Annotated in this window: 20 protein-coding genes and 1 pseudogene; 11 read left to right on the forward strand and 10 right to left on the reverse strand. The window is 37.7% G+C overall.

What is annotated here, in order from left to right:
• Positions 1-99 precede the first annotated feature (99 nt).
• From MT391_RS14050 to rhlB, 6 genes are all read right to left on the reverse strand, one after another.
• On the reverse strand, positions 100-879 hold the full coding sequence (locus MT391_RS14050) for a DeoR/GlpR family transcriptional regulator (RefSeq protein WP_499441716.1): 780 nt from the start codon (positions 877-879) through the stop codon (positions 100-102).
• Between the two features lie 262 nt (positions 880-1,141).
• On the reverse strand, positions 1,142-2,671 hold the full coding sequence (gene glpK, locus MT391_RS14055) for a glycerol kinase GlpK (RefSeq protein WP_499441715.1): 1,530 nt from the start codon (positions 2,669-2,671) through the stop codon (positions 1,142-1,144).
• A 109-nt stretch (positions 2,672-2,780) separates the two neighbouring features.
• On the reverse strand, positions 2,781-3,599 hold the full coding sequence (locus MT391_RS14060; protein WP_499441713.1) for an MIP/aquaporin family protein: 819 nt from the start codon (positions 3,597-3,599) through the stop codon (positions 2,781-2,783).
• A 676-nt stretch (positions 3,600-4,275) separates the two neighbouring features.
• Positions 4,276-4,941 (reverse strand): DUF4136 domain-containing protein, encoded by a 666-nt coding sequence (locus MT391_RS14065; protein ID WP_499441711.1) that lies wholly within the window; start codon positions 4,939-4,941, stop codon positions 4,276-4,278.
• Between the two features lie 509 nt (positions 4,942-5,450).
• Positions 5,451-6,365 carry a Ppx/GppA phosphatase family protein gene (locus MT391_RS14070; RefSeq protein ID WP_499498644.1) on the reverse strand — a complete coding sequence of 305 codons (915 nt, stop codon included), beginning with the start codon at positions 6,363-6,365 and terminating at the stop codon, positions 5,451-5,453.
• A 1-nt stretch (position 6,366) separates the two neighbouring features.
• Positions 6,367-7,623 carry an ATP-dependent RNA helicase RhlB gene (gene rhlB / locus MT391_RS14075; protein ID WP_166372084.1) on the reverse strand — a complete coding sequence of 419 codons (1,257 nt, stop codon included), beginning with the start codon at positions 7,621-7,623 and terminating at the stop codon, positions 6,367-6,369.
• A gap of 124 nt (positions 7,624-7,747) precedes the next feature.
• Between rhlB and trxA the strand changes: the two genes are divergently transcribed.
• From trxA to polA, 7 genes and pseudogenes are all read left to right on the forward strand, one after another.
• Positions 7,748-8,074 (forward strand): thioredoxin TrxA, encoded by a 327-nt coding sequence (gene trxA / locus MT391_RS14080; protein WP_025563658.1) that lies wholly within the window; start codon positions 7,748-7,750, stop codon positions 8,072-8,074.
• A gap of 165 nt (positions 8,075-8,239) precedes the next feature.
• Positions 8,240-9,508, forward strand: a complete 1,269-nt coding sequence (gene rho, locus MT391_RS14085) for a transcription termination factor Rho (RefSeq protein WP_166372085.1) — start codon at positions 8,240-8,242, stop codon at positions 9,506-9,508.
• A gap of 248 nt (positions 9,509-9,756) precedes the next feature.
• Positions 9,757-11,196 (forward strand): annotated as a pseudogene (gene ubiD / locus MT391_RS14090) (4-hydroxy-3-polyprenylbenzoate decarboxylase); the annotation flags it as partial.
• Positions 11,197-11,343: 147 nt separating this feature from the next.
• Positions 11,344-12,039 (forward strand): NAD(P)H-flavin reductase, encoded by a 696-nt coding sequence (gene fre, locus MT391_RS14095; protein ID WP_166372087.1) that lies wholly within the window; start codon positions 11,344-11,346, stop codon positions 12,037-12,039.
• Between the two features lie 65 nt (positions 12,040-12,104).
• On the forward strand, positions 12,105-13,289 hold the full coding sequence (locus MT391_RS14100; RefSeq protein WP_499498646.1) for an HDOD domain-containing protein: 1,185 nt from the start codon (positions 12,105-12,107) through the stop codon (positions 13,287-13,289).
• Positions 13,290-13,362: 73 nt separating this feature from the next.
• Positions 13,363-14,472: a 1-acyl-sn-glycerol-3-phosphate acyltransferase gene (locus MT391_RS14105; RefSeq protein WP_166372089.1), complete on the forward strand. Its 1,110-nt coding sequence runs from the start codon at positions 13,363-13,365 to the stop codon at positions 14,470-14,472.
• A 381-nt stretch (positions 14,473-14,853) separates the two neighbouring features.
• Positions 14,854-17,652, forward strand: coding sequence for a DNA polymerase I (polA, locus tag MT391_RS14110; RefSeq protein ID WP_499498648.1), 2,799 nt, complete (start codon positions 14,854-14,856; stop codon positions 17,650-17,652).
• A gap of 206 nt (positions 17,653-17,858) precedes the next feature.
• Here polA and MT391_RS14115 read toward each other — a convergent pair whose 3' ends face one another.
• The 3 genes from MT391_RS14115 to MT391_RS14125 all read right to left on the reverse strand — a co-directional run bounded on the left by MT391_RS14115 (position 17,859) and on the right by MT391_RS14125 (position 20,015).
• Entirely contained in the window at positions 17,859-18,329 is a 471-nt protein-coding gene (locus MT391_RS14115) for a chemotaxis protein CheX (RefSeq protein ID WP_166372091.1), read from the reverse strand.
• A gap of 48 nt (positions 18,330-18,377) precedes the next feature.
• The gene (locus MT391_RS14120) at positions 18,378-18,857 is read right to left on the reverse strand and encodes a transcriptional repressor (RefSeq protein WP_299667499.1); all 480 of its coding nucleotides are present in this window, start codon (positions 18,855-18,857) and stop codon (positions 18,378-18,380) included.
• 84 nt (positions 18,858-18,941) lie between these two features.
• Positions 18,942-20,015 carry a helix-turn-helix domain-containing protein gene (locus MT391_RS14125; protein WP_166372093.1) on the reverse strand — a complete coding sequence of 358 codons (1,074 nt, stop codon included), beginning with the start codon at positions 20,013-20,015 and terminating at the stop codon, positions 18,942-18,944.
• A 158-nt stretch (positions 20,016-20,173) separates the two neighbouring features.
• Here MT391_RS14125 and MT391_RS14130 point away from each other — a divergent pair, with 158 nt between their 5' ends.
• The 4 genes from MT391_RS14130 to MT391_RS14145 all read left to right on the forward strand — a co-directional run bounded on the left by MT391_RS14130 (position 20,174) and on the right by MT391_RS14145 (position 24,952).
• A complete protein-coding gene (locus MT391_RS14130; protein ID WP_499498650.1) occupies positions 20,174-21,574 on the forward strand; it encodes an ethanolamine ammonia-lyase subunit EutB in 1,401 nt (466 codons plus the stop codon).
• Positions 21,571-22,431 (forward strand): ethanolamine ammonia-lyase subunit EutC, encoded by an 861-nt coding sequence (gene eutC, locus MT391_RS14135; protein ID WP_499498652.1) that lies wholly within the window; start codon positions 21,571-21,573, stop codon positions 22,429-22,431. Before MT391_RS14130 ends, eutC begins: the two co-directional genes overlap by 4 nt.
• Before the next feature lie 29 nt (positions 22,432-22,460).
• Entirely contained in the window at positions 22,461-23,852 is a 1,392-nt protein-coding gene (gene eat, locus MT391_RS14140) for an ethanolamine permease (protein WP_166372096.1), read from the forward strand.
• Between the two features lie 332 nt (positions 23,853-24,184).
• Positions 24,185-24,952, forward strand: a complete 768-nt coding sequence (locus MT391_RS14145; protein WP_499498654.1) for a ferredoxin--NADP reductase — start codon at positions 24,185-24,187, stop codon at positions 24,950-24,952.
• Positions 24,953-25,117: 165 nt separating this feature from the next.
• Here MT391_RS14145 and norR read toward each other — a convergent pair whose 3' ends face one another.
• On the reverse strand, positions 25,118-26,674 hold the full coding sequence (norR, locus tag MT391_RS14150; RefSeq protein ID WP_499441693.1) for a nitric oxide reductase transcriptional regulator NorR: 1,557 nt from the start codon (positions 26,672-26,674) through the stop codon (positions 25,118-25,120).
• Between the last annotated feature and the right edge of the window lie 101 nt (positions 26,675-26,775).

Consider the following 26,775-nt stretch of genomic DNA (forward strand, 5'->3'; position numbering starts at 1 on the left):
AAGTCTAATCTGAAAAGCACTTAGCATGTTGTAAGTGCTTTTATTTTTTCCCTATATTCTTTCCTATAAAAGGATAAAATTAAGTCGTTTTTAGACCTATTAAAGCTTGGCTTTAGACGAAGTTACTTCCAAAGGAATGTTATGTTCTTTTAAGATGGCGACAATTTCATCTGGCGGTGTAAGGTCCGTTATTAACATATCTAACTCGCTGATATTTCCTAAGTTAACCATCGCATTACGGCCAAATTTAGTATGATCTACTGCCAAATAAATACGGCGGCTATTCTCTATAATCGCTTTTTTAACACGTACTTCATGGTAGTCAAAGTCTAATAAAGAACCGTCATAATCAATACCACTAATCCCGAGAATACCAAAATCTAGTCGAAACTGTTTAATGAAATCCAGTGTTGCCTCACCGACAATCCCACCATCCTTGTTGCGTACTTCGCCACCGGCGAGAATGACTTTAAAGTCTTCATTACCCATTAAAATACCGGCAACATTAATATTATTCGTTACAACACGTAAATCCTTGTGTTTTTTGACCAATTCTTTAGCAATTGATTCCGGTGTAGTACCAATATCAATAAATAAAGTAGCGCCATCGGGAATGTGTTTGACTAATGCCTCTGCAATGGAGTCTTTTTCATGTGATTGCATTACTTTACGAGCACTATAAGCGGTATTAACAGAGCTTTGTTGTGTTGTTGCTCCACCGTGATGACGGCGTATTTTATTCTCGTCTGCGAGTTCGTTAAGATCGCGTCGAATGGTTTGCGGGCTAACGTTGAAGTGTTCAACTAGATTATCAGTACTGATATATCCATTTTTTTGTACGAGTTTTATTATTTCCTTATGTCTTGTTGTCTGCTTCACGAATATTGTTCCTTGCGTTACTGGCTAAATTCAATAAAACAAGTTTACTGCGCCATCGGTGAATAGCAAGAAATTACAAAATTTATGAGTGCTAGGCAACGCTTTATTTTCGAATTAGAAATAAATCGTCTTTTGTTGCGTGTAATGATGCCCTTTTGAAAAGGGAAGAGGGGATTTATATCAAAAAGAGCATCCTAAGATGCTCTTTTTATTGTTAATTAGTCAATTTTCTCATTAATAAAATCAACTTTATATGTGTGACTTATGGTGTCTCTTCGTTGTTTTCGTTGTGAAGATCAGCCCATACCATGGCACATTTGATTGCTCGTTTCCAACCGTTGTAACGTTGCTGACGTTTTTCTTGCACGGCTTTAGGTTCAAATGAACGTTCTATAGTTGCTTTATCTTTTAGCTCTTCTAAACCATCCCAGAAACCAACAGCAATACCTGCAAGGTAGGCTGCACCCAGCGCTGTTACTTCAGTAACTGCAGGGCGATGAACCGCAGTATTTAGTACATCAGATTGGAACTGCATTAAGAAGTTATTTGCTACTGCACCACCATCAACTCGTAATGAAGCTAGCTGGATCTTTGAATCTGCTTGCATTGCGTCAAGCACATCACGTGTTTGATAAGCAATACTTTCTAATGTTGCTCGAATAATATGGTTAGAATTAGTGCCTCGATTTAAACCTACGATTGTTCCTCGAGCATACGGGTCCCAATATGGTGCGCCTAAACCTGTAAAGGCAGGGACTACATAAACGCCGTTAGAAGAGTCAACTTTAGTTGCAAAGTATTCAGAATCTTTTGCATCCGAGATTAACTTCAGTTCATCACGTAACCATTGGATTGAAGCGCCACCCATGAATACTGCACCTTCCAGTGCGTAAGCTGCTTCACCTCTAGGACCACAAGCTATTGTTGTTAATAGGCCATTTGCTGATGTTATTTTCTCTTTACCTGTATTCATTAACAAGAAACAACCTGTGCCGTAAGTGTTTTTTGCTTGGCCTTTTTCTACACACATGTGTCCGTACAATGCTGCCTGTTGGTCCCCAGCAATACCGGCAATAGGAATACGAGTTCCACCTTTACCACCAATGTTCGTTTTACCGTAAACTTCTGAAGAGCTTTTCACTTCAGCCATCATGGATCTTGGAATGCCGAAATCTTTTAATAGTTTCTCATCCCATTCTAATGTGTTGATGTTGAATAACATCGTACGTGATGCGTTGGTGTAGTCCGTTACATGTACTTTACCCTGTGTCATTTTCCAAATTAACCAAGTATCAACGGTACCAAATAATAATTTTCCAGCTTCAGCATCTTCACGAGCACCCTCTACATTGTCCAAAATCCATTTTATTTTGGTACCTGAGAAGTAAGGGTCAAGCATTAAGCCTGTGTTTTCACGCACGTATTCTTCTAACCCTTGTGCTTTTAATTCTTCACAAATAGCCGCTGTACGACGACATTGCCAAACAATCGCATTATAAACTGGCTTACCTGTTTCTTTGTTCCATACAATTGCAGTTTCACGTTGGTTAGTGATACCAATACCTGCGACTTGATCACTGCTAATACTTGCTTTTGCTAATGCTTCAGTTAGTACGCCACTTTGTGTCGCATAAATTTCCATAGGGTCATGCTCAACCCAGCCTGAATGTGGATAAATTTGTGTGAATTCACGCTGGGAAACACTGACAATGTTGGCATCGTGGTCAAGAATTACTGCGCGAGAGCTAGTTGTACCTGAGTCCAGCGCAACAATATATTTTTTATCTGTCATTATATTTTTCCTTTTTTCAGTTGGTTTGAGTAATATAATCACTCTTTAAAAATTTTATAGTTATCTATGTAAAGGTTTTGATCTTTACCTATTTGTATTTTATTGTTTTTTAATCACATTCATTTGGAATAGTGCAACCATGCCCTGTTTCTGGTAGGTAGGGAGAGATTACTTTCGGGTATACCCATGCACCAAAACAAGCACCGCAGATTGGACCTAAGATAGGCACTATAAAGTACGGTATGTCTTTAGCTCCGCTTAATGCAAAATCCCATCCTGCTAAATAAGCAAATAATTTTGGTCCGAAGTCACGCGCAGGGTTCATCGCAAAGCCCGTTAGCGGGCCTAAAGAACCACCAATGACGGCAATTAAAACACCGATCAATACAGGGTTTAGTGCGCCACGAGGTGCGCCATTGTTTTCATCACCTAATGCTAAAATTACGAACATTAGTACTGCCGTGATTACAAATTCAACAGAGAATGCACCAAATATAGATAATGATGGATGTGGATAAGTTGAGAAAATACCTGCGGTAGACAAAGCCGCTTCACTGCTGCGCAAGAAACCATGTGCGATTTCATAATCAGTAAACAGGTTGCTGTAAAGAGCGTAGATCAATGCTGCTGAACAAAATGCACCTAACAGTTGTGAGATAACATACGGTAATACTTTCTGTTTATCAAAACCATGAAATATAGCCAGTGCGATTGTTACTGCTGGATTAATATGTGCACCTGATACTCCCGCTGTACAGTAAATAGCAATTGCCACTCCCATACCCCACATGATGCTAATTTCCCATTGGCCAAAACTTGCACCGGCTAATACTAGCGCAGCAACGCATCCTACACCAAAAAATATTAATAGCCCTGTACCTATAAACTCTGCAATACATTGGCCTAGTAATGAATGTTGTTTACTCATTTTAACCCCTTCCCTTATCTCAATGTGTGAATGTGTTTTGATGTAAGCAAAGATACTTATGATTAACAAATTAGCTACATTTTCAATCATTTTTTGAGCGTTCGGTCGCGTTTTGTTCTAAATCGAGCTTTTTTATGCGCTTTCTGAGGTGAGGGTTGTTGCGTGGATGTAAAGCTTAAATTATTTATTTAGTGATTTTGGGCGCTTTTTTGCTGATTTAATTTGGTTTTTTAGAGGTTAATCTACTATTTTTGCTTATTGGGGAGGTGAGTGATTAATTAAATGATTGATCTATTACTCGGTTAAATAATGTTCGAATGTGCGCATTTTAAAGGGGCTTGAGTTATTTAAGCCATTTCAACAAATGAAAGAGAAAGGTTTTAATGTGTGCAGGGGAGACGTATTGATTGATGTCGTTGTTTAAATACCAAAGTTTATTAACATTCATACGCTCTTATCTATTTTGCCCGAGAACTATAATTTTAGGTAGTCTATGCCGCTCTAGGTGGTTTTAAATTGTCCTCTCTTGTTGTAGGTTAGGTGAGAGTGAAGAAAATCGCACAGCGTTAAACTGCAAAACTTAAAACTTAAAACTTAAAACTAAAATTTTCAAATTCAAGTGTAGATATAATGTTACTTTTCACTTTTATTATTTTTGTACTTGTTTAAGTAAAAATTAACATTCGCCCTCATAACGAATAGTTTGGGCTTTTGTTTTGCCATTTTCTCCTGGGAAGTCTTTAAACATAGCGGCTAATAATTGATCGAATACACCTGCAATAACATCGCACTCTCCGATGCTTTTCACTCGTGATTCATAGACTTTCTTTGCTTGATTTTTGTTGGCGACAGATGTGGAACTAGGTTTTAAAGATTCAGCTTCGACAATGTCTAATGCAAAAGAAATAGTGTACAGCGTAATTAAGTTAGCAGGTTTACTGGTTGCTGCGTATTGCGGCATGACATAACGACGACCAGGAAAGGCGCTTCGCTTGTCATCTTCATCTGTATAAAAGGCATAGGGGCCAAAAATGGGTGTTAGCACAACGGAGGTTTTACCATTGTCTATTCCATAGGCGACAATAGCTATGTATTGGGCTGCGTTTGCATTGTTTACAATTGAATAACCCACCATTGCGAGTTGGGTTTCAATTTTCTTTTTATAATTCGCAAACTCTAATGAGTTGTTTTTATCAATATCCGCAGACACTACAAATATGTTACCTGAGCTATTGTAATTCTGTTGATAAAAAGCGGTCGTTTTAGTGTCAACCTTAAGCGTTGAACAGGCCGAAATAAAAAGTATTAATGAAAGTAGGACAAATCGTTGTAGGTATTCCATTATAAATCCTCATTAATAACTTAACATTTTATTCATAGCGTACGATTGATGACCCTTTGATTAATGTATTTCTACTCAGGATAAGCAAAGCGCTGATGAGACTATGTTGCAACTAAGTTTCAATTATATTTCAGCTTCGCACTTCATACATTCATGAATGAATAATCTAGCATAGTGTCTATGATGTAAAACATGATGACAGAAAAGACTGTTTGAACCGTGAGTTGGCTCTAATAGTCATATCAAATCATTAAACAATATTGTAATGATCAGAGATGATTTTTACCTTAAATATTTATTTTTAACACGGTTTTTAACTTTAATTTTAATGTTGATTTTTAACATAGGTTTTTAACTTTAGTTTTAACATTGGTCTTTTTAATACTAATTTTTAATATGACGTGGAATTTAGCTTTGTATCGAATGAAGCGTATTGAGGTTGCTAGTTAACAACTCACTAGACCAATAAAAGTAAATCCTGCTTAGCAAAAAAGGGTGTTCACATTTGCTTAAAAATGCGTTTGTCCATTAAACATCATACTGATTAAACCTTCACGAAGTGCGCCATTGGAAAGATGCATTGACCGAATATTCAAGGATTCAAATAGTGCGATTAAAATAGCTAACCCACTAGCAAAAACAGGCATTCTAGATTCTTCTAAGCCAATAATATTCAGGCCTTGTATGGTGTGGCATTGTATACATTGTTGTTTAATGTTGTGTAGCAGTTGTAACGACAACTCTTGGCTTAAGTGCTGTACTTGATTGACTTCATTAACCGCTTGAATAGTGCCTGATGCGCCTAACGTTAGTTGCCATTGGTGTGTTGTATATTGTGATTTGACAGTTGAAATCACCTGCTTTGCTGCATTTATTGCATTATTAAAATTATATTCACTTAACAAACCGTCAGCAAAATAATGATTTAACCAAGTAACACAGCCAATATCCAAACTATTAGCGACATGAATGTGGTTACCTTTTCCTAATACCAACTCAGTACTTGCGCCACCAATGTCGATCACTAACAGTTCTTTTTCAGTTTTTTCAGTAAAAGAAACGCCTTTAAAAATCGTTTCAGCTTCTTGAATACCTGAAATAAGATTAATAGGGTGATTGAGAATATCTTGTGCAGTATTTAAGAAAAGTTGTTTATTAGTAGCAATACGCAGGGCTGCGGTGGCAGTAATGAGAATACAGACAGGTTGAATCTCATCCAACAATAGTCTGAAGTCTTGTAGGCAAGCCCAACCTTTTTCCATGGTGGCTAAATCAAGTTGTTTTTGCCCATTTAATCCGGCAGCTAAGCGTACTTTTTGCTTATGCTTTGAGACGACGTTAAAACCATTAGCTTGTTTGGTGACTGTAAGCATGTGGAAACTGTTCGAGCCTAAATCAATAATGGTATAACGCGCTGTTGCCATATTATCTTTTATGTGACCTATGATAGTTGTCTTTGCGATTATTTGGATGAACTTTATATTTAGTTACTTTCATCACTGGTAAAGAATCTAATAGTGAGTCTTTATCGTATTCGCTAACCGGAATATTATGCTTAATATACTCTTCAATGGCAGGTAAATTAAACACATATTTTTCACAGGCTAAACTTATCGCTAATCCTTTTTCACCCGCACGGCCAGTTCGACCAATTCGATGAACATAATCTTCACAGTCATCGGGTAAGTCAAAGTTAAAAACGTGTGATACTTTTGGGATGTGTAAACCACGTGCTGCAACATCCGTTGCGATCAGAATATCCACATCACCTTGAGTGAATTGTTCGAGAATATGCTCACGTTTTTTCTGCGGTACATCGCCAGTTAATAGGCCTGCACGGTGACCGTCACCCGCTAAATATCCCCATACTTTTTCACAAGCATGTTTAGTATTAGCGAAAACAATCGCTTTTTCTGGCCATTCATCTTCCATTAAACTAAGTAATAACAACATTTTATCTTCGTTTGATGGGTAAAATAGTTCTTCAGTGATATTAGCTGAAGTCATCACTTCAGGTTCAATTTGAACATGCTCTGGGCTGTTCATATGTTCAAATGCAAGCTCTTGTACTTTGTGTGACAAGGTAGCAGAAAATAATAGGTTTAAACGCTTATCAGCGGCTGGCATACGACGGAATAAATAACGAATATCTTTAATAAAGCCCAAATCGAACATACGATCTGCTTCATCTAGGACAACACTTTGTATCGAATCTAAGTTAATGACACCTTGTTTAACGAAGTCGATGATACGCCCCGTAGTGCCAATTAAGATATCAACGCCTTTTTCTAGTTTATTTTGTTGAATTTCAACTTTCTCGCCCCCATATGCTAAACCAAGGCGTAAAGAAGTTGACTCTGAAAGAGTAATTGCATCTTTATGTATTTGAATCGCAAGTTCACGTGTAGGTGCTAGAATAATAGCCCTAGGTTGGTTCTTACGGCGATTTTCAGGTACATCGTTAGTTAATAGGTGATGGAAAACGGCAGGTAGAAATGCCAAAGTTTTGCCTGTACCCGTCTGAGCTTGGCCTGCAATATCTTTACCTTGTAAGGTAATTGGCAGTGACAAAGCTTGAATCGGCGTACAGTATTCAAAACCTATAGCAGTTAAACCTGAAAGTAGACTTGGCTCTAGAGGCAAGTCTGAAAATTTTGTTTGAGTTAGGTGTGTTTTATTCATTTGCAGAGCATAGCAGTTTATACTTGCAATAAATATTGAGATCGATTCAAATATCAAAAAATATATTTTACCAGTGAGCATGTTATAATAACTTTCTACTAGTAAATCTTTTCTGGAGATAAAAATGAGCGAAAATATCGTAACTTTAAGTGATGCAAGTTTTGACACTGACGTTGTAAATGCAGCTGGTCCTGTTTTAGTGGACTTTTGGGCTGAATGGTGTGGTCCTTGTAAAATGATTGCACCAATTTTAAGTGAAGTCGCTGTTGAATATGCAGGGAAAGTAACTGTTGGTAAATTAAACATCGATCAAAACAGTGAAACACCACCAAAATTTGGTATTCGTGGTATCCCAACTTTATTATTATTTAAAGATGGAAAAGTGGCTGCAACTAAGGTTGGCGCACTTTCTAAATCACAACTTACAGAGTTTTTAGACGCTAACGTTTAAATACTCTACTCAGAATGAGGTTAAGTTAATCTAGCTTAATCTTCATTCTGGACAGTTCCAATTATTAATGCTACCTTTACGCTCAAATTATGAGCAATTCATATTTAAGCTATTCAAACACACGTTATCTACCCATTTAATCCATATTAAAACATCAAAAGAATTATGAATCTAACCGAATTAAAAAATACTCCCGTTCCTGAGCTTGTTGAGCTTGGAAGTTCTATGGGGCTTGAAAATTTAGCCCGCCTTAGAAAACAAGATATTATCTTCGCAATATTAAAAGCCCATGCTAAAAGTGGTGCTGATATTTTCGGTGCTGGTGTTTTAGAAATTTTACAAGATGGTTTTGGCTTCTTACGTAGCTCTGACAGCTCTTATTTAGCTGGCCCAGATGATATCTACATTTCTCCTAGTCAAATTCGTCGTTTCAATTTACGAACTGGTGACAGTGTTGAAGGTAAAATAAGACCGCCTAAAGAAGGCGAACGTTATTTTGCATTGCTGAAAATTATGCAAGTCAATTTCGACAAACCAGAAAGCTCCCGTAATAAAATCTTATTTGAAAACTTAACTCCTATCCATCCAGATGAGCGTTTCCGTTTAGAGAATGGTAGTGGTAGTACTGAAGATATTACTGCACGTATTTTAGATTTAGTTTCACCGATTGGTAAAGGTCAACGTGGTTTGATCGTGGCACCGCCAAAAGCCGGTAAAACGATGTTGCTACAAAATATCGCGCAAAGTATTTCAATTAATTATCCTGAAGCTGAACTGATTGTTTTATTAATCGATGAGCGCCCAGAAGAAGTAACTGAAATGCGTCGCTTAGTACGTGGTGAAGTAGTGGCATCAACATTTGATGAGCCTGCTAGTCGACACGTTCAAGTTGCTGAAATGGTTATCGAAAAAGCAAAACGTCTTGTTGAACATAAAAAAGACGTGGTTATTTTACTGGATTCAATTACACGTCTCGCACGTGCTTATAACACCGTTATTCCAAGCTCAGGTAAAGTACTAACAGGTGGTGTTGATGCTAATGCATTACATCGTCCTAAGCGTTTCTTTGGTGCTGCTCGTAATGTAGAAGAAGGTGGTAGTTTAACTATCCTTGCTACTGCACTTATCGATACGGGTTCTAAAATGGATGAAGTTATCTATGAAGAATTTAAAGGTACAGGTAACTCTGAAATTCATCTAAATCGTAAGTTAGCTGAAAAACGTGTTTATCCTGCGATTGATATCACTCGCTCTGGTACTCGTCGTGAAGAGTTATTGACTAAGTCTGACGAATTACAGCGTATGTGGATCCTGCGTAAGATTGTTCATCCTATGGGTGAAATTGGCGCAACTGAATTCATGATCGATAAGTTAGGCTTGAGTAAAACCAACGATAGCTTCTTTGATGCAATGAAAAATCAAAAAGCAAAATAATTGATTTTGTCTTATCGAATAATAACGCTACTTAGGTAGCGTTTTTTTTACTTTAAATTTTGTCTTGGATACTTATCGCAAGAGTATGGATAAGCAATTGAGTCGAATTATCAAGATTCTTCTATTCAATTAAGACATTACTTATTTTTATCAGTAAACTTGATCAGTTATTGACTATCTTTCGTATTAATCTTAGATAATGACTCACATAACAAGATGTAATCGTTCAATATAATAAGCAGGTGAATATGAAGTTTGATGATTTGCGTGATTTTTTAAATCAACTAGAAGAAAAAGGGCTATTAAAACGTATTAGCCAAGAAATAGACCCGAATTTAGAAATGACTGAAATATCCGACCGTACGCTACGTGCTGGCGGACCTGCTTTGTTGTTTGAAAATCCTAAAGGTTACGACACGCCTGTATTAACTAATCTCTTTGGCACCACTGAACGTGTTGCATTAGCAATGGGTAAAGAAAAAGTGAGTGAATTACGTGAAGTTGGTGAATGGCTTGCTTATTTAAAAGAGCCTGAGCCACCTAAAGGCTTAAAGGCGATGTGGGAAAAGTTGCCTATTTTCAAGCAAGTATTAAATATGCCAACCAAAAAGGTAAGTTCGCCTGCTTGTCAAGAAGTGGTGATGCAAGGTGATGATGTTGATTTAACTAAATTACCTATTATGAAATGCTGGCCTGGTGACGTTGCTCCGTTAATTACTTGGGGGTTAACAATCACTAGAGGTCCTTATAAAAAACGCCAAAACCTCGGTATCTATCGTCAACAGTTGATCTCTAAAAATAAAATTATCATGCGTTGGTTATCACACCGTGGTGGTGCAATTGATTTTCGTGAATGGCAAGAAGCAAATCCGGGTAAACCGTTCCACGTGAGTGTTGCTTTAGGAGCTGATCCTGCGACTATTTTAGGGGCTGTAACACCTGTTCCAGATACCTTATCTGAATATGCTTTTGCTGGTTTGTTACGTGGTTCCCGTACTAAAGTCGCTAGTTGTTTAAGCAATGATTTAGATGTGCCTGCCACGGCTGAAATGATTTTAGAAGGTTATTTGATGCCAGGTGAAGAAGCACCTGAAGGACCCTATGGCGATCATACTGGTTATTACAATGAAGTTGATGACTTTCAAGTGATGACAGTAACCCATGTTACAACTAGAAAAGACCCTATTTATCACAGTACTTATACTGGACGTCCGCCAGATGAACCAGCAATACTTGGCGTGGCGCTTAATGAAGTGTTTGTACCTATTATTAAAAAACAATTCCCTGAAATTGTTGATTTCTATTTGCCACCTGAAGGCTGTTCATACCGAATGGCTGTTGTATCGATGAAGAAAAGTTATCCTGGTCATGCGAAAAGGGTGATGTTAGGGATTTGGTCTTTCTTACGCCAGTTTATGTACACTAAATTTATTATCGTATGTGATGATGATGTTAATGTTCGAGATTGGAATGATGTTATGTGGGCTGTGACCACACGGATGGATCCAAGTCGCGATACCACATTGATTGATAATACTCCTATCGATTATTTAGATTTTGCTTCTCCAGTATCTGGCTTAGGTTCAAAAATGGGCTTAGATGCAACTAACAAATGGCCTGGTGAAACTACCCGTGAATGGGGTACGCCTATTGTGATGGATGAAGCCGTAAAAGAAAAAATAGATGATCTTTGGAATGAGTTGGATATTTTGTCATAATATACTCATTATATATTGAATGATCACAAGTATAGATAGTTGATTAAATGTTAATGATATGATCAGCTATCATCACCCAAATCATCATTACCGCCAACACAATTAAAAGAGAAATTAATGCCACAAATTACTTGTAATGTTGCTTCGATTGAGAAGTTAAATGCGTTTTTATATCGTGTTTTTTTAGCGCCAACCAGTAGTGCACCTTTTAAAGCGGGTCAATATGTTTCAGTGGTAATGGGAGAAGGCGATAAACGCCATTTCTCAATTGCAAATACACCTTCAAGCGATTTAATTGAATTACATATCGGTGCCACTGAAGATAATAAATATGCAATGCAAGTTGTTGAGAAAATGCAGTCAGGTGAGTCATTAGAAGTTGAAATTGCTAACGGGGCAGCTTATTTACGTGAATCTTCAACTCGTCCTATTATCTTAATGGCAGGTGGAACGGGCTTCTCTTATGTGAAATCGATTTTAGAGCAAATTGTTGAATCTGAATTGAAGAATCCTGTTTACCTATACTGGGGAGTTAAGGAATATTCACATTTTTATTTTGAAGAGCAAGCTATCAACTGGTCTACCGAGCATAAAAATATCCATTTTCATCCCGTTGTTGAATTACCTGAAGCATTTTGGCAGGGTAAAAAAGGTTATGTTCATCAAGCAGTATTAGATGAATTTAGTGACTTGTCTGAGTTTGATATTTATATTGTAGGTCGCTTTGAAATGGCAAAAATTGCTCGTGAAGATTTCATTAAACAAGGTGCTTTAATCGATAATATCTATGGCGATGCGTTTGCATTCATTTAATGCTCCAGCAAGTGATAACGTTTGTTATCACTTGCTAACACCTACTACTGGGTTTAAATCGTTTGATGGTAAATAAAGTACTCTCTGCAGCAACAGATATCGATCAATTATTTCTTCGCTTCTTAGTCGGCAAAAGTAAAGTCTATAAAGAAGAGGACTATAATGACGGTCTAAATGAACAAGAAATTGATCAACAAGGTAGCGATCCTAATCAACCAAGTGGTTGGCATCAACGTACTTTATTAAGCGTTGAAAAAGAACGTAAAATGCGTGTGTTAGAGGAAAAAAAATTACAACAAAGACGTGAGGCATTATTAGTCCGTGATTTTCAGAAATTACTATTAACAACCATCGATGAAAAGCTGGGTAATACTCAACGTGTATTGTGTGACCACTTACAAATGCATCAACAATGTGTTGATTTACTAACGGCACTGATTGCGAAAGAAACGCGATATTCAGTATTGGCTGAGTTATTAGATCGTAACCCATATGCGCGTAATCATGTGATTGGCCTTGTTTCTAGTCAAGATTTTATGGCTTTATTAGGCAGACAAAAACGTATTGTTCATGATGTGCAAACTGCTGTTGGCATGATTGGTACTAATGGATTACGGTATTTAATTCCTGCGTTGATGTTTAAACATCGTATTAATATTTATAATCAGCATAATCGTTTGTTTACCAAAAAATTGTGGCGCTATCAATTGACCTTAGGTCAAACTTGTACTTCGTTAATGTTAGAAGCGGGATACCGTCATCCCTATGAAGGGCAGATGTTATCTGCGATGCTCAATTTTGCTTATACTGCCGCTTTCCATCAATACCTCGTCTCATTTGAAAATGTCCGCTCGCGCTTTATTCTAGAAGCTCGTGAACAAGGTGAAAGTATGCGCCATGACTTTTTTCATGACCTCAAGTCTGATCTTGCCTCATTGCAGGCGTTATTGATCACTAAATCCGATCTAATGATGAGCGTTAAGCTTGCGACTCCAGTATTCTCCAAGGACTTTCCTCATTTAGTCACTGCATTAACTGAAGAAGTAGAAAATATCGATTTTGACTCTCGTTCTGTGTTGGGACAAATTCTATTTAAAGCCGTTTATTTTGCAAAATATGAGCAATTGCGTGCTTCTCGTTTATTCAAGAATGAGTGGTTAGCAAGTTATTTTAAAACTGCTCATATTGATCAAGCAACTTTTAAACTCTTGTCTAAACAAGAGTTATTTCGATTTAAGCCCGACTGGTAGATGTTTGAAATATACTCGCTGAAATAGTCAAAATCGTGTAAAATACGTCATCCATTTTATAGAGAATTAAAACATGCCAAGTAACGTCGATAAGTTTAGCGATATTCGTCCATATAATGACCAAGAGATACAGCCTGCTATCAAGCGTGTCATTAATAGCGAAGAGTTTATTGATGCGATATTAAGTTTTCGTTTTTCTAAGTTATCTAAGTTTTTAGGGTTTTTACTAAAACCATTAATACGTCGCTACTTTTTGTATAAGTGGGGCAATATCAATAGCATCGATCAAATGCAAAAAATCATGGGTCATTACGTGCAACGTATGATCGATTCTACGACCACTAATTTCACTTATTCTGGATTACAAAATCTAGACCCAAATAAAAGCTACCTTTTTGTTTCAAATCATCGAGATATAGCAATGGATCCTTCTTTTGTAAACTGGGCTCTATATTCAGAAAACTTTAAAACAGTACGTATTGCGATAGGTGATAATTTACTTAGTAAACCATTTGTCGCAGATTTAATGCGCATGAATAAAAGCTTTGTTGTGAAACGTTCTGTGGTTGGTGTACGTGAAATGATGAAATCACTATCACATTTATCAGATTATATTTGTAGCTCATTAAAGGAAGATAGCAGTATTTGGATTGCACAAAAAGAAGGACGTGCAAAAGATGGTTTTGATAAAACTGATCCTGCAATCATTAAAATGTTTTATGTGAATGGTAAAAAACAGAAAATCCCTTTTGCTGAATATATTAATTCTTTGAATATTGTTCCTGTCGCTGTTTCTTACGAGTTGGATCCTTGCGATCAACAAAAAGCGCGTGAGTTATATGAAAAAGCAGAGTTTGGAGAATACAAAAAAACTGAATTTGAAGATATCGAAAGTATTGTTAGTGGCATTATAGGTCAAAAAGGCCATGTCCATGTCTCATTCGGTACCCCATTACAAAGTGAGTTTGAGAATGCGGATCAAGTAGCGGAAGAAATTGATACACAAATTTACCAGAACTACTTTTTACACCCTTCTAATTTGATTGCTGCAGAGCAAGATGTTGATAATATTTCAGCAGAAGAAATCGCCGCCTTTAAGGCTCGTATTCAAGCGATAAAACCAGAGTTGCAGGATACCGTATTAAAAATGTATGCAAACCCTGTAGGGCATTACACAAGCTAATTTCTCCTAAATAACTGATTTACTCTATTTGTTATGCACATTCAACAAAATGTTGAATGTGCATTTTTCATTTTTATTTCATCTCTATCTAATTGAAAAATAAAGTTTAATTTCAATGTTTTGTGCTGCCTCAAATTTTCAACAAATTCATTAACAGAGTTATCCACAGATTGTTCCATGTTGAAAGTAAATGTTTATTTCTCATTAATACCTATTAGTAGGCGATAATTAATAGTTAACTTCTACTGTTGGTTAACACTTCACCTATTACCTTTATTTAATAACTTACGATTTGTCGAAGACAATATAATAAAACGTGATCACTATTTTATGTCGTGTAGGTATACTAGGTAACAATTTTATCTGATTGGTAGTTAATCTATGGCTGTAGTTCCTGAAAATCCCTTTGTACTTGTTGATGGGTCCTCTTATTTATATCGTGCTTTCTTCTCTCCACCACACTTAACTAATTCTGCAGGCGAAGCGACTGGTGCTGTTTACGGCGTTGTTAACATGCTACAAAGCCTATTAAAGCAATTTAGTCCGACTCACATCGTGGTGGTCTTTGATGCGAAGGGAAAAACCTTCCGTGACGATATGTATGGTGAATACAAAGCCAATCGTCCGAGTATGCCTGATGATTTACGTAGCCAAATAGAACCGTTACATGCGGTGATCAAAGCAATGGGCTTACCTATTTTAACTATTCCGGGTGTTGAAGCGGATGATGTGATCGGTACCTTAGCGTTACAAGCGAGTAAGATGGGAGTAAAGACTCTGATCAGTACTGGTGATAAAGATATGGCGCAATTAGTTGATGAACATACCTTCTTAATTAACACCATGACTAATACCACTTTAGATGTTGAAGGGGTTAAAGAAAAATTTGGTATCCCACCTGAAATGATCATCGATTATTTAGCGCTAATGGGTGATAAGGTCGATAATATTCCTGGTGTACCAGGTGTGGGTGAAAAGACTGCGTTAGCTATGTTACAAGGTTTAGGCAACATGGATAGTATCTATGAAAACTTAGATAAACTAGCTGATTTAGGTTTCCGTGGCAGTAAAACCATGGCTAAAAAAATGCAAGATAACGAAGCAATGGCGCGTTTGTCTTACTTATTGGCTACCATTAAATTAGATGTTGAATTAGACCAAGGCTATGAAGATTTTAAACCTTCTCCGCAAGATACTGATGAGCTGATTAAACTATTTGGAAAATTGGAGTTTAAACGTTGGTTAGCATCATTATTAGCAGGTGATAATTTAGTCGCTAAAGCTTCTTCATCTCAAGAAGGGCAGTTTGTTGCGCCTATAGAAGCCGCTAAATCAATGGTAGATCGTGATAGTTATAAAACGATTTACACAAAAGGCCAATTATTACAGTGGATTAAAAAATTAAAGCAAGCAGACGTATTCGCTTTTGATACTGAAACAACCAGCTTAGATTACATGCAAGCTAAAATCGTTGGATTATCTTTTGCTATTCAGACTAATGTGGGTGAAGAAGCCGCGCCTATTATTGAAGCCGCTTACCTACCATTAATGCATGATTACATTGATGCACCTACACAATTAGATTTTACTGAGACACTTGAATTGCTAACGCCTTTGTTAACCTCAGATGAACATAAAAAAGTAGGTCAAAATCTTAAATACGATCGCAGTGTCTTACTTAACCATGGTATTACATTAGGCGGTATCGCTTTTGATACTATGCTGGAGTCATATGTATTAGATAGTACCGGTAAGCATGATATGGATACCTTAGCGTTAAAATATCTAGGCCATAAATGTATCAGCTTTGAAGATATTGCTGGTAAAGGTAAGAAACAACTGACCTTTAATCAAATAGCGATTAAAGAAGCGGCTCCTTATGCAGCTGAAGACGCAGATATTACGTTGCGTTTACATCTTGAGTTACAAACACGCTTAAAAGAAACGCCTGAGTTATTGAAGGTATTAGATGAAATAGAAATGCCGCTATTAACTGTCTTATCTGACATAGAAAGAGGCGGCGTAGAAATTGATAGTAAATTACTGGGTGTGCAAAGTGTTGAAATTGCAAAACGTTTATTAGAGCTAGAAGAATTAGCTTATGAAGAAGCTGGTAAACCTTTTAACTTGAGTTCACCGAAGCAATTACAGACTATTTTATTTGAAGAGCTCAATATTCCTGTTATTAAGAAAACACCTAAAGGTGCCCCTTCTACAGCAGAAGAAGTGCTTCAAGAGTTAGCGTTAACTTACCCGTTACCTAAGTTGATTATTGAGCACCGTGGTTTAAGTAAATTAAAATCGACTTATACTGATAAATTGCCATTAATGGTCAATGAACAAACAGGTCGAGTACATACTTCTTACCATCAAGCAGTCACAGTGACTGGTCGTCTATCATCAAGCGATCCAAATTTACAAAATATTCCAATCCGTAGTGCAGAAGGCCGTCGTATTCGCCAAGCGTTTATTGCACAACCGGGATATAAAATTGTTGCTGCCGATTACAGCCAAATTGAATTACGTATTATGGCGCATTTGTCTCAAGATGATGGCCTATTAACGGCTTTCTCAACGGGTAAAGATATCCATAAGGCAACTGCTGCTGAAGTATTCTCTGTATCACTTGATGAAGTGACGGTTGATCAGCGTCGTAGTGCTAAAGCGATTAACTTTGGTTTGATTTACGGTATGAGCGCATTCGGCTTAGCAAAACAGTTAAATATTGGTCGTCAAGAAGCACAAACTTACATGGATCGTTATTTTAGTCGCTACCCAGCAGTATTAACTTACATGGAAGATACGCGTTTGTTAGCGAATGAAAAAGCCTATGTAGAGACTGTCTTTGGACGTCGCCTACAGTTACCTAATATCAATGCTAAAAATGGTATGTTGAAGAAAGCGGCAGAACGCGCAGCTATCAATGCGCCGATGCAAGGTACCGCTGCTGATATTATCAAAAAAGCGATGATCAAAATGGCAGAGTGGGTGAAACAAAAGCCGGCTGGTAGCGTTCAAATACTCATGCAAGTACACGATGAATTAGTGTTTGCGATTAAAGAAGAATGCGTCGAAGAGTATACAAAAGAGATTCAAGCCATTATGGCGAATGCAGCTGATTTAGCTGTGCCATTAATTGCTGACGCAGATGTTGGTAATAATTGGGATGAAGCGCATTAATTTTGAACTTAATTAAAAATAATAGGACAAATAATATGAAGATATAACATTGTCCATGCTTTCTTCTCATTCCCCTCAATATGTGTTGCGTGTATTGAGGGTTTTTTTTGGCTATTTTTTTTAGATGTTTTCTGGGAGTGGATTTGCACTAGAGGTTAACTTTAGGGAGTTAACTTAAAGGAAGTTAACGTAAAGCTTGAAAGGGATTAATTAGGTTTAGTAAAACAAATCTCGATATAGGCATTACCTTTATCTGATTTAAAAGGCATTAATACTTTAGAACCATTAACTTGATGGCTAATTGAATGGTTTTCACCGGTAACAACAATAGGTGTTGCCATGTCAAATTCAAAGCCTTTTTCACCGAGTTGACGCTTGGCACCACCTGCGACCATGTTAGTGATTTCACCCACCATATCCGTAATATCATCAGAGATATCCTCGATTTTTTCACCTACCATCATTTCAAATACATTTAATGCTAATTTTTTCTCAAAACTAATTGAAAATGATCCTGAAGTAGTTGGGCCAACCATACCAATTAATCCTGAAACATCACCACGTGCGACGGTATCTTTTTTTAGGCTTGGACGCCCTGGTTTAATATCCAACATCGCCATGGTTTTTAAAACATTAATAAATGAGGATAAAAACGGGTTAACAAATTCTGCATTCATAGTTTAATTACTGCTCATAATGATTAAGTGGGTTAATTTTTTATGAGACTAATTATAGAGGCAGGTTTCACAAATTCCATGCGCTTCTAACACTTTATTGGTAATTTTAAAGCCAAACTGTGAAGCTTTCGCAGAAAATGCCTCATCAATAACAGGATCACTTAATTCAATGACCTTTTTACACTTATTACAGATCAACAATTGCATCGCATGTTCGCAACCTAAATGACAGCACATTAAATAAGAATTCAAAGATTCTATACGATGAATAAAGTGGTTTTCTAGCAGAAACTCTAATGCACGATAGATAGTCGGTGGCTTAGCTTTGCTATCAAATACTTGTAATTGCTCTAATAACTCATATGCCGTGATCGCGCCTTTATGTTCAGCCATTAAAGTGAAAACTTGTTGTCGTACTGCTGTAAAACGTACGTTGTTAGCTTTGCAGATATCGATAGCACGAGCAAGTAGTGGAGATGGCTTTATTGGTGGTATTGTTAGCGACGTTGTTGACTGCGTTATTGACATAGTTACGTACTTTTTTCAGTGAAAGAATCAAGATAATAACATAGCAGTAGCAGATTAAAGAGCGCAATTCATATACGTTAATACTTACTTATCAATAATTGAGGGCTTTAATGTATTTTTGCTGATATTGGCATCCTGGTAGCGTTCTGAACGTTGCAACGTTTGAGTCGGCGTTTCTGCAAATAATTGTTTATATTGCGCATTAAAAGTACCAAGGTGAAAAAATCCAAAATTTAATGCAAGATCAGCGATTGTATTCTGCTGACCACTACCTAATAAAACGCGCCTTATTTCGTTGAGACGACATTCTCTTATATATTGTATGGGTGAGATACCTAAACCTTGTTCAAAACAATACTGTAATGCTCTCCTGCTGACATGAGCAATTTGGCATAATTCAGTGATTGTTAATGGGTAATGATTGGTCTGCTTAATATAGTTGGTGATCTCTGTAATCACTCTTTGTGTCGTTTGGTAGTGACCAAAATGTTGTTCATTTGTATATTCAGTTTGTGCCAGTAGGTCGGCAACTTTAGATGTGATCAATGGCTTTAACGTGGTTAAGCGAGACAGGTTGTGTTCATTGATAATGCTATTTTTACCACTTGGTGAGTTGTTATTATTGAGGAGTAAACTGATTAGCTTAGCAAGTTCATAACTTACGTAATGATTGGGTGCAGAAGCTTGCATTGTATTATCTCGGTTTTCCCATAATGCTTGGTCAGGACCAACCATTTCTTGGCTTATGCTGTCTTTATTCACAACTAAACCATAAATATGAAAGTCGGCAGGAGTAAGCAACTCAAACTCAACGCCCGATGGGCGTGTCATTATCTGACCTGCTTCTATTTGATAATTATTAATTTTTGGACGCTGCGTTTGCAACGAAAAACCTAACCATAAATTATCGTCTTTTACTGCACATTGTTGTAGTAATGTTTGATTGGTGAATTCTTCAAAAAAATGGATACCCGCTAACTTCAATTCATCTAAATAACCGCTAAAAGTCCCACTACTATGTTGGTTATAGCGCTGTTCCCATTGCACCAAGCTTTCGGCTTGTTGGTTCACATCAAAAGTAAATGATTTGCACCTATCTAGTGCAGAGGTAGTACTACCTTGGTGCTGCTCTAAAAATTTTAAATTTTCACTTTTCATCTCGATGCCTTAATTTGATGCAATGCAAATATAACTTTATGTTTTAAAAGTATTTTATTGTTTGCGCAATAGCGTCACTCAGTTGGAATGATCCTCGCTAATTATTACTTATCTAGTTTGCAATGTTTGCGCCCAATTTTATGTTTGAGGTCTTTTATATGTCCAATTACCGTTATCAGCTTGGTAGCCATGTTTATAAATTTAATGATCTTGCTGATTTGATGGCCAAAGCATCACCAATGCGCTCGGGCGATCAACTAGCCGGTGTAGCAGCACTTTCATCGGAGCAACGTGTTGTCGCGCAAATGTTATTAGCAGACTTGCCATTAAGTACATTTTTACAAGAAACATTAATCCCCTATGAAAGTGATGAAATCACGCGTCTTATTATTGATGAACACGATGCTAATGCATTTGCAGAAATCGCTCATTTGACGGTAGGTGATTTTCGCAATTGGTTATTACAAGAAGCCATAACGGAAGTCGACTTTAAGCGTATTCGAGCGGGTATTACACCTGAGATGGTTGCTGCGGTGAGTAAAATCATGCGTAACCAAGATCTAATTTTAGTGGCTAAAAAGTGCAATATTACGACGCAATTTCGCAACACGATTGGTCTACCGGGACACCTTTCTACGCGTTTACAGCCTAATCACCCCACGGATGACGTTAATGGGATTGCTGCGACTATTTTTGATGGTTTGATGTACGGCAGTGGTGATGCAGTTTTAGGAATTAACCCTGCAACTGATAGCGTTTCACAAGCGGTTAAATTAATGAAGTTGATGGATGACGTTATTCAACATTATGAAATACCAACACAGTCTTGTGTATTAACGCATGTTACTAACACCATCGAAGCAATAGAACTTGGCGCGCCTGTGGATCTGGTTTTTCAGTCGATTGGTGGTACTGAAGCCACCAATCAAGGATTTGGTGTAAATCTCAACGTATTAAATGAAGCGCATCAAGCCGCATTAGAGTTAAAACGCGGGACTGTCGGTAATAATGTGATGTATTTTGAAACCGGACAGGGAAGTGCTCTTTCTGCTAACGGCCATCACGGTGTGGATCAACAAACTTGTGAAACACGTGCTTACGCAGTCGCACGCAAATTTAAACCTTTATTAGTGAATACTGTGGTTGGCTTTATAGGTCCTGAATACCTTTTTGATGGGAAGCAAATTATTCGAGCAGGTTTAGAAGATCATTTCTGTGGGAAGTTATTAGGTTTACCGATGGGGTGTGATATTTGTTATACCAACCACGCCTACGCCGATCAAAATGATATGGACAACTTACTAACGCTATTAGGGGTTGCAGAGTGTTCATTTATCATGGGCATTCCCGGCTCTGATGACATCATGCTTAACTATCAAACAACGTCTTTCCATGATGCACTTTATGCGCGTCAAGTATTAGGGCTGCGTCCTGCACCAGAGTTTGACCAGTGGCTTAAAAAAATGCAATTGGCACCCGCTGATAACCTTACCCAATTAAGTAACACATTACCTGAACGCTTTGCTCATCCATTAAATATGATCAAGGAGCTTTTATGAGTGACATTAAACCCAACGACTCGAAAATAATACATAAAGACCCTTGGGAAAAGTTACGTCAGTTTACTAATGCTCGTATTGGATTAGGTCGCGTTGGTACAAGTCTTCCAACATCTGAACTACTGCGTTTTCAGCTTTCTCATGCACAAGCTATTGATGCGGTTCATGTACCACTGGATGTCGATAAATTATGTGAACAATTTGCAGAATCTGAAATATTAAAGCCTTACTTACCAATACAAAAGTTACATAGTAAAGCACGTGACCGCATGGAATATCTGCAACGTCCCGATTTAGGGCGTCAATTGGATGAAAAGTCTATTTCTTCTTTACAACCTACATCAGGTGAACGCTACGATTTAGTGTTTGTGCTTGCTGACGGTTTATCTTCTTACGCGATTAGCCACCATGCTAAAAACTTTGTTGAGCTTTTTATTCGTCGTCTCAATGAAGAGTCCAACAAAAAATTAAATATCGCTCCTATCTGCGTTGTTCAACAAGGTCGTGTTGCTGTAGGAGACGATGTTTGTGAAGCCTTGAATGCTAAACAGGTTGTACTTCTGATTGGTGAACGTCCGGGATTAAGTTCACCTGACAGTATGGGGATGTATTTAACATGGAATGCTAAACGCGGTATTGAAGATTCATTACGTAATTGCATTTCAAATATTCGCCCTGAAGGCTTGAAGTACCAAGCTGCGGTACATAAGGGGCATTATTTACTCACTGAGTCCCTTCGTCTTGAATTAACAGGTGTGAATTTAAAAGATCGTTCTGAAGATTCATTACTTGATAACACTGAGCAACAGCATTTCTGTTTGACCAGTGACAACAACGATTTACTGTTTAATCATTAATTATCTAACCACAATAAAAAGGAAGTCTTATGTCTACTAATAAAGAGTATCTTGCTCAAAGACAATTAAAAAAGGGAGCAGCGGGTTGGATCTTACTTGCGGGTCTAGGTGTTTCATATGTTATTTCTGGTGATTTTGCCGGATGGAACTTTGGTATCGCACAAGCTGGATGGGGTGGTTTTGTTATTGCTGCTGTTTTGATGGGCGTAATGTATTTAACCTTAGTTTTATCATTAGCAGAAATGTCCTCTGCCATTCCTGCCGCGGGTGGTGGTTATAGTTTTGCACGTCAAGCAATGGGACCTGTTGGTGGTTATCTTACTGGGTTGGCTGTATTAATTGAATATACACTTGCGCCTGCTGCGATTGTTATTTTTATTGGTTCTGCTGTGAATGAACTCATAGGTATGGACGGTCCCATTGTTTATGCTGTTTTTTATCTGATTTTTGTAGGTATCCATATTTTTGGTGCTGGCGAAGCCTTAAAAGTAATGATGGTGATCAGTGCATTAGCGGTGGTTGCTATTATTGCTACTGGCGTGGTTTTATTACCTGCTTTTAATACGGAAAATTTATTTGATGTGGCACCACTTGCCAATGGCAGTGAATTTTTACCGATGGGGTATTACGGTGTTTGGGCTGCTTTGCCTTTTGCAATGTGGTTATTCTTAGCTGTTGAAGGCGTACCGCTAGCAGCAGAAGAAGCAAAAGATCCTGCTAAAGATGTGCCTAAAGGAATTATTGCAGCTATGATTTTTTTATTAGGGACTGCGACATTAGTGGTCGTGCTGGTGGCAGGCGCTGCTGGTGCAAAAGCGACGGGATCAAGTGCGGTACCGTTGGTAGATGCACTGAATATGACTGGAAATACTAACCTTGCAACCGTTGTTAACGTGTTAGGTTTAGCGGGCTTAGTTGCGTCGTTCTTCTCAATTATTTATGGTTATAGCCGCTTGGTATTTGCATTATCCCGTGCAGGTTACTTACCACAAAAATTATCATTAACTAGTAAACGTAAAGTGCCCGTTCGCTCATTAATTTTCCCTGGTATCTTAGGCTTCCTATTATCATTAACTGGTGAAGGTGACTTGATGTTATCAATGGCTGTCGTAGGGGCAACGGTATCGTATGCCATGATGTCGGGCAGTCATATATTATTGCGCATTAAACAACCTAATTTAAATCGTCCTTATAAAACTCCAGGTGGTGTAGTGACTTCAGGTATTTCATTTGTATTGTCTTTACTCGCATTAACCGGAGTTTATGCCTACGACGTAAGAGCCTTTTATTTTACATTGGCATTGTTTGCTGTGGGCATGTTGTATTACGTATTAATTGGCCGTAATAATTTAGTGGCGAATTCTGCAGAAGAGGAGTTTGCTTTATTATCTCAGGCTGAAGGAGAGCTGGCTGTCAGTTAGTACTTTTCCATTCATCATAAAACTTAAAGCTTGCATTATTGAGTGAGCTTTAAGTTTTGCATATCTTCCCTTTCACTATTCTTTTCTCTCTTTCTTATTGGATTTTTTAATTGATAGTCAGCTTGTAAAAAAATATTCATTGGTGGCGGTTATATTATTGCTAGACTTGTGATAATGCTTGTTTTCTACAAAGCCTTCATCGCGTAACTTTATCTACAATATTAAAATAAACACAATCTAATTTTCTCATTGCTTGATAATTTTTCTGGGTATAACCTGTATATGTAATGCATGTCATGGTTAACCTTGGATTTTAATCTTGGAGAAACACTATGGATAATAATTCTATTCCCCCGCGTTTAATTGAAGGCACTGTTGTTGGTCGAACTGATTGGACAGAAAAACTTTTCAGTTTAAAAATACAGGCTTCAATGATGCCCTTTAAAGCAGGGCAATTCACTAAGCTAGCACTCCCGACACCTGAAGGAGAGTGGCAGCGTAGAGCCTATTCAATGATCAATGCTCCTAATGAAAAAATACTAGAGTTTTTGTTAGTGACGGTACCAGAAGGGGACTTATCGCCTCGACTAGATATTTTACAACCGGGAGATAAGCTCTATGTTGGTGAAGATCCCGCGGGATTTATGACATTGGATGAGATCCCAGAAACCGCTCGTGATTTGTGGTTGTTATCTACTGGTACTGCCATTGGTCCTTTCCTATCGATACTTGCCGATCCGGCTTCTCAACAACAATTTGAGCGAGTGGTATTAGTACATGCAGTTCGTAAAGAAGAAGAGTTAATTTATCGCGAACGAATAGCGGAAATACAACAACGCTTTGGTGATCGCTTTCATTATATTCCAGTCGTTTCACGTGAAAAAGTATCCTACGCTCTGAGTGGCAGGATCCCTCAATTATTATCATCCGGTGCTTTATCTGAATTTGCAGGCGTTGAATTAGATCCCATTAATAGTTTCTTTTTACTCTGTGGTAACCCTGAAATGGTTCATGACAGCCGCGACACATTGCAAGAAATGGGTTATAAAAAGCATTTGCGTCGTGAAGTAGGACAGTTCAGTTCTGAAAATTATTGGTAATTGTTAATAAATAAGTGCTAATAAATAATTATTTTATTACTAATAGATGATTGAGCTTGTAACAAATAAAGACTATTTTCTACAAGCTCATCATTGATGAGATGTGCTGATCATTATATGTAAAGGCGAATAATCTAAAGCCTTCCACATAATAAGCAATGAACTTTATTTCAAATTAAGTCGTTTAGCTAAACGATGGAGATTACCGGTATCCAGCTTAAGTTGCTTTGCTGTTGCTACCCAGTTGTTAGCATTTTCTTGGTATGCCTGTTTAATGATAGTCGCTTGAAAGTCATTGGTTGCTTCGCGTAATCCTTGATCATCTGTAGTGCAAAATAGTTTACTATTTTCAGTCGATGTTGTATTTGTTAATGATTGATCCTGTGTGAGCAGATGTTCTGCATTGAGTTGAAAGTGGCTTGCTTTTAATTGTAGGTATGAATCTGCAGCTTGTGATTTTGCAATCACCGCCGCACGATTGATGGCATGCTCTAACTCTCGCACATTACCCGGCCACGAATATTGTTGTAAAATATTGATAGCAGCGGGGTCAATGGTCAAACGTTTAAAACCTAATTTTGCACGGCATCGTTCAGCAAAGAACCCTGATAATAATACGACATCATTATCTCGCTCTCTCAGTGGGGGAACATGTACAGGGAATACATTCAATCGATGGTAAAGATCTGCACGAAAACGTCCTGCTTTCACTTCCTTATGCAATGTACGATTAGTTGCTGCGACAATTCGTGTATTTACTTTTAAACTCTTTTCGTCACCAACACGTTGTATATCGCCGTATTGTAAAGCACGAAGCAGTTTTGCTTGTAACGATAGCGGCAACTCCCCAACTTCGTCTAGAAAAAGTGTGCTGTTATTGGCAAGTTCAAATTTACCTTTACGATCACTTATTGCTCCAGTAAATGCCCCCTTCACATGTCCAAATAGTTCACTTTCTGCGACCGATTCTGGCAATGCTGCACAGTTTAAATAGATCAGGTTATTATCGCAACGTGTAGACTGTTGATGGATGGAAGAGGCTACTAGCTCTTTACCCACACCTGTTTCACCAGTGATCAAAACCGACAATTCAGTGTCAGCTACTGCTTTAATTTGTGATTTAAGATCTAAAATCCCCTGTGACTGACCAATCATGCCACTTGCCTGTTGCGTAAATGCGTCAAGTGGGTCGCTATTACTGAATACGCCTGCTTGGTTTTCTAACTTCTCCATTAACAGTGAAGTATGCAAGCTTGCTGCGGCTAGAGCACTGATAATACGTAGGTCATCATTACTAAATTGATCAAATTGGTGAGGGTCGAAAGCATCGATTGTTAATGCACCAATTAAACTATCGTTAGCAAGTAATGGTAGCCCGATACAAGAATGAACATTTAACTCTCCATGATGATTCGGAATAAGCCCATCATAGGGGTCGGGTAATGTGCTGTCAGCAGGAAAGCGGACAACATCGCCTGCTCTAGCAATCGCCTCTAATCTTGGGTGTTCTTGAATATTAAAGCGTCGTCCTAATACTTCATCATAAAGGCCATTAATCGCTAGTGGGGAAAATTGTTGGTGCTGAAAAGCTAATAATGCTGAAGCATTACAATTAAATAGCTTACGGATAACTGACAGCAGACGATCAAATCTATCCTGACTAGAAACGCTGACTGTTAGATCAATCGCTAATTGTGTTAATGCCTGGTATTTATTACTCATGTTAAACCTACTATAAAGTGATTTGCTATTGTCATTATGACACTTTTATTGTTTAAATGACATTGTTTAAGTGGTGTCATAATGACAATTTAAATTAATAA

The organism is Vibrio sp. 1-Bac 57, from assembly GCF_037546855.1.
GTDB lineage: Bacteria > Pseudomonadota > Gammaproteobacteria > Enterobacterales > Psychromonadaceae > Psychromonas.